The following is a 4,912-nucleotide window of genomic DNA, read 5'->3' as shown; positions in this document are numbered from 1 at the left end:
GCGGCGGAAGGTGGACGCGGCCGCTGCTGTTGGGGCTGTTTCCGGGAGTCCGGGTGATGGTGGGAGTGGGGCGCCGACGGAGCAGGCAGCACCGCAGGACCCGAGTGCGGAGCGGAAACGGAAACAGAAGGCAAGGAGCGCGAAGCATTACCAGGCGAGAAAGGCTGCTGTCGATCGTGTTGCGGTGTTGGAGGCGTTGGCGGAGCAGGGGCCGCTGACTCTGGAGCAGGAGGCGGAGTTGGCCGAGCTTAGGCCGAAGGCACAGCGGAAGCAGAAAAAGAAGGAAAAGAGCGCGAAGCGGTCCCGGGAGGGAAGGGCTGCTGTCGATCGTGTTGTGGACAACACGTTCACCCCATCCGATGCCTCCGATACTTCCGATGGTTCGAGACAGTCTGATGTGGATTCCGTTTTCCCGGTCGGGCCGGTGGATTCGGCTGCGGTGCCGGTGCCCTCCGGTAAAGGCCCCGTGGTATCCGCTGTTGTGGATGGCAAGGACGGTAAGGATGTTCAGGGTGGTAAGGAGGGTGCTGGTGGCGGTGGTAGGGCGGGTGCTGGTGGCAGTGTGAGGGGCGGGGATGCGATGGGTGGTAGGCTGCTGCCGATCGTGTTGCGGAGTTGGAGGCGTTGGCGGAGCAGGGGCCGCTGACTGGGGAGCAGGAGGCGGAGCTGGCGGAACTCCAGCCGAAGGCGCAGCAGAAGGCGCAGCAGAAGCAGAAAAAAAATGACTATAACGCGGCGCGGGCCCGGGCGGGAAGGGCCGCTGCAGCCCGGGTTGTGGAGTTGGAGGCGTTGGCGGAGCAGGGGCCGCTGACGGTGGAGCAGGAGGCGGAGCTGTCGGAGCTTCGGCCGAAGGCGCAGCAGTGGCAGAAACCAAAGGACGGGCACGCGGATTGGTACGGGGCGGGAAAGACTGCTGCTGCCTGTGTTGCGGTGTTGGAGGAGTTGGCGGGGCGGGGTGGATCGTGCGGGGTGGGTATGACCCTCGGACGTTGGGGGGCCCGTTGGTGGGGGATTCTGCCGAATCCAGCCTGAGCGGGGTGGGGTGGTCCGGTGTGGAGGTGCGGGGTGAGGGGGTGAGATCGGGGTTGGAGAGGGTTCAGGAGGAACGTTCGGGGCGGGGTGGCGCGCGACGGCGGTTGTCCTGGCCTGGTGGTGGGCGGGTGGGTGGTGTCGGGTCGGTGGGTGGCGGTGGGCGGGGTGGAGGGTGCTGATGGCGGTGGTAAGGCGGGTGCTGGTGGCGGTGTGAGGGGCGGGGATGCGATGGGTGGTGTTCAGGTGATGCAGGGTTCTGGGCAGGAACGGCCGGGTACGCCGCCGCCTGCATATCCTGATGCGGTAGCGGGTTTTGGTTCGGGCCGGTCGGTGACATCGCCTCCGCCGTACAGTCTGGTTGCCGGTGATGATCAGGCAGTGGCGGGCGTGGATGGTGTGGATGTGCCTGGGAACCGGCCGCTGCTGGTGGCGGGTTGGTGGAGTTCGTGCGGGGTGGTGTCGCGGTTTCCCCGGGTGGGCCTGTGCTGCTGGTCGCGCAGGGCAATCCGGGTGCAGGTGCAGGTGCAGGTGCGGTGGTCTCGCCGGGTCAGGGTTCGGCCCTGGCCCAGGGCGTGGGGCGTGATGTTGTCGCGGTGATGCCGGGGCAGGGTGGGCGTGGGCCGCAGTGGATGGTGTTCGGTGCGGATGGTTCGGCTAGGCCGGTGGGTGGGTCCGGTGGTCTGGTGCCGGCGCGGAGGTGGTTGCTCGTGGGGGGTTGGTGGAGTTCGTGCGGGATGGTGTCGCGGATTCCCCGGGTGGGCCTGTGCTGCTGGTCGCGCAGGGCAATCCAGGTGCAGGTGTGGCGGTGTCGTCTGGTCAGGGTTCGGCCCTGGCGCGGGCTATGGGGCGTGATGTTGTCGCGTTGATGCCGGGGCCGGGTGGGCGTGGGCCGCGGTGGACGGTGTTCGGTGCGGATGGTTCGGCTAGGCCGGGGGGGGGGTCCGGGGGCTTGGTGGGGATGTGTCTGCGAACCGGCCGCTGGAGGTGCATGCCTCGCAGACGCCGGACTCACTGGCGGTGACCCCGAATGTTTCTGGTGTGCCCGCGAATGCCGCGCTGGCGGAGACTGTCAGTTCTGAGTCTGTCGTGGACTCCGACGGTCGTGTGGTGTTCCCGGAGCATGGGTCCTCGGTGGATGGCTTGATCGGCCGCGATGGGGATTCCGGTCTCGGTTGCGGGGCGTGGGGATTCGCATCGTCTGGGTGTTGCTGCGGTGTCGGCGGATTCGGTGACACGGTCGGCGGAGGGGTCGCAGGTGGCCTCGTATCCGCACAGCCCGGGGCGACGATCAGGTCTGCCACGGACACGATGCGGGATACCGGTGGGATGCCGGTGCGGCAGTGGTCGGCGTGGGATCTGCGTCGTGAGATCGATGGGGCGAGGCAGGGGGGCTGGTCTGGTGATGATGAGTTGGCGGCGGGGTGGATCGTGCGGGGTGGGTATGACCCTCGGACGTTGGGGGGCCCGTTGGTGGGGGATTCTGCCGAATCCAGTCCGAGCGGGGTGGGGTGGTCCGGTGTGGAGTGAGGAGTTGGCGGAGCAGTGGCCGCTGACTGTGGAGCAGGAGGCGGAGTTGGCGGAGCTCCAGCCGAAGGTGGCGCAGCAGAGGCAGAAACAGAAGGAAAGAGACGCGACGTATCAACGGACGGGAAAGGTCGCTGCTGGTCGGGTTGTGGAGTTGGAGGTGTTGAAGGGGCAGGGGTCGTTGACTGTGGAGCAGGAGGCGGAGTTGGCGGAGCTCCAGCCGAAGGCGCAGCAGTGGGGGCGGAAGAAGAGGGCTGACTGAGGCGCAGGCGGCGGAGCTGGCGGAGCTCCGCCCGAAGGCGCAGCAGTGGCAGAAAAAGAAGGAAGAGAAAGCGGAATGGAACCGGGCGAGAAAGGCTGCTGCTGTCCGTGTTGCGGTGTTGGAGGCGTTGGAGGGGCTGACTGAGGCGCAGGCGGCGGAGCTGGCGGAGCTCCGCCCGAAGGCGCAGCAGTGGCAGGCTCCGGTCGAAGGTGGCGGGGCGGAAGAAGAAGGCCCTGGGCGTGACGGAGACCGGGGTGGGTGGCCCGGTGGTCGGGAGGGGTGCTAGGCCGGAGGGGGTATCGGGGTGGACTAAGGCTGATCAGGACGACGTGGACGTGTGGTCGGCTGACATTGATCTGGGTGGGTGGCATGTTCGGGCGGTGGCGGATGTAGGTGGGGTGCTCAGGGTGGGGGGTCTGGGTTGCCGGCCGTGGTGACGGGTCCGAAGCGTCAGCCTCGCGTTGGGCCGGTGGCGGGGAAAGCTGGCGCGAGTGCGGGGAGTTCGTGGGGGGAGGCTGGCGAGGGTTCGCGAGGGAAGGCTGGGGAGAGTTCGCGGGGGGTTAAGCGCCGGAAGGTGGACGCTGCTGCGGCTGTTGGGGCTGTTTCCTGGAGTCCGGGTGATGGTGGGAGTGGGGTGCTCACGGCGACGAGAAAAGGAAGAAATGGGACGCGAAGTATCACAGGGCGAGAAAGACCGAAGCCGATCGTGTTGTGGAGTTGGAGGCGTTGGAGGGGCTGACTGTGGAGCAGGAGGTGGAGTTGGCGGGGCTTCGGCCGAAGGCGGAGCAGTGGCAGAAAAGGAAGGAAGGGTTCGCGGAGCGGTACCGGGCGAGAAAGGTTGCTGCCGCTCGGGTTGTGGAGTTGGAGGCGTTGAAGGGCGCGCGAATTATAACCGGGAGGGGAAGGCTGCTGCCGATCGTTTTGTGGAGTTGGAGGCGTTGAAGGAGCAGGGGCCGTTGACTGTGGAGCAGGTGGCGGAGTTGGCGGAGCTCCGGCCGAAGGCGCAACGGCGGCAGAAAAGGAAGGAAACGGACGCGAAGTATCACCGAAAGCGAAAGGCTGCTGCTGATCGGGTTGCGGTGTTGGAGGAGTTGAAGGAGCGGGAGCAGCTGACTGAGGAGCAGGAGGCGGAGTTGGCGGAGTTCCAGCCGAGCTGACTGTGGAGCAGGAGGCGGAGCTGGCGGAGCTCCGGCCGAAGGCACAGCAGTGGCGGAAAAAGAAAGAATCTGCCGTGAATTATCGCAGGACGGGAAAGGCTGCTGTTGCCCGTGTTGCGGAGTTGGAGGCGTTGGCGGAGCAGGGCCCGCTGACGGAGGAGCAGGAGGTGGAGCTGAAAGAGCTCCAACCGGAGGCGGCGCATCAGAAGCAGAAACAGAGGGAATTTGCTACGGATTGGTACCGGGCGGGAAAGGTTGCTGCCGCTCGTGTTGCGGTGTTGGAGGCGTTGGACGAGCGGGGGCCGCTGACTGTGGAGCAGGAGGTGGAGCTGGCGGAGCTCCGGCCGAAGGCACAGCAGTGGCAGAAGTGGCAGAAAAGGAAGGATGCGGACGCGGATCGGTACCGGACCGGAAAGGCTGCTGGCGAACGGATTGAGGGTCCGGAGGGAGTATCGGGGTGGACTGGGGCTGATCAGGACGACTTGGACACGTGGTCGGCTGACGTCGATCTGGACGCGTGGCTTGATCAGGCGGTGGCGGATTTAGAAGCGGTGCAGGTGCCCCAAGGTGCGGCGGATGCTGGGGCGATGCTGGGCGAGGGTGCTTATGAGGAGTTCATCGCGAATGAGTTGCCCGCGTTCCTGGGACAGGATACCGGTGACGATGCTGCGGGTCCCGGCGGTGTTGGGTCGGTTGCCGGCGTGGATGATTTCGCTGGTTTCCTCCCCGACTACCACGACTTGGAGGGTTCCGTTGGGTTGTTTGGGGATGCGGTGTGGCCGGATGCGGGGGATGCGGTGGAGTCTGGTGTGTTGGGTGTCGCAGATCCGGTAGCGGGGGGTGAGTCGGTTGGGTCTTGGGATCGGTTCCTGCCGGGGGTGAATCAGGCGAATTATCATTCCGGTGATGAGCGTTATCAGGTGAACTGCCAGCAGGC

General features: G+C 66.3%; 6 protein-coding genes. All 6 read left to right on the top strand.

Going from position 1 to position 4,912, the window contains the following annotated elements:
• Positions 1-646 (top strand): hypothetical protein (locus SSPN_RS52660; protein WP_337466389.1); only part of this gene is annotated, 646 nt, incomplete at its 5' end.
• Complete coding sequence (locus tag SSPN_RS0134080; RefSeq protein ID WP_237710891.1) at positions 625-1,032, top strand: hypothetical protein; 408 nt, start codon at positions 625-627, stop codon at positions 1,030-1,032. The genes SSPN_RS52660 and SSPN_RS0134080, both read left to right, overlap by 22 nt.
• Positions 1,033-2,548: 1,516 nt before the next feature.
• Positions 2,549-2,818 carry a hypothetical protein gene (locus SSPN_RS0134075; RefSeq protein ID WP_010313842.1) on the top strand — a complete coding sequence of 90 codons (270 nt, stop codon included), beginning with the start codon at positions 2,549-2,551 and terminating at the stop codon, positions 2,816-2,818.
• A gap of 711 nt (positions 2,819-3,529) precedes the next feature.
• Positions 3,530-3,760, top strand: a complete 231-nt coding sequence (locus SSPN_RS0134060) for a hypothetical protein (RefSeq protein ID WP_010313840.1) — start codon at positions 3,530-3,532, stop codon at positions 3,758-3,760.
• A gap of 20 nt (positions 3,761-3,780) precedes the next feature.
• Positions 3,781-3,975 carry a hypothetical protein gene (locus tag SSPN_RS0134055; RefSeq protein WP_420188567.1) on the top strand — a complete coding sequence of 65 codons (195 nt, stop codon included), beginning with the start codon at positions 3,781-3,783 and terminating at the stop codon, positions 3,973-3,975.
• 2 nt (positions 3,976-3,977) lie between these two features.
• The coding region (locus SSPN_RS60875; protein WP_010313835.1) for a hypothetical protein at positions 3,978-4,912 on the top strand (935 nt) is incomplete at its 3' end.

The organism is Saccharopolyspora spinosa NRRL 18395, from assembly GCF_000194155.1.
GTDB classification, from domain to species: domain Bacteria; phylum Actinomycetota; class Actinomycetes; order Mycobacteriales; family Pseudonocardiaceae; genus Saccharopolyspora; species Saccharopolyspora spinosa.
This window is presented reverse-complemented; position numbering and strand designations above follow the sequence as displayed.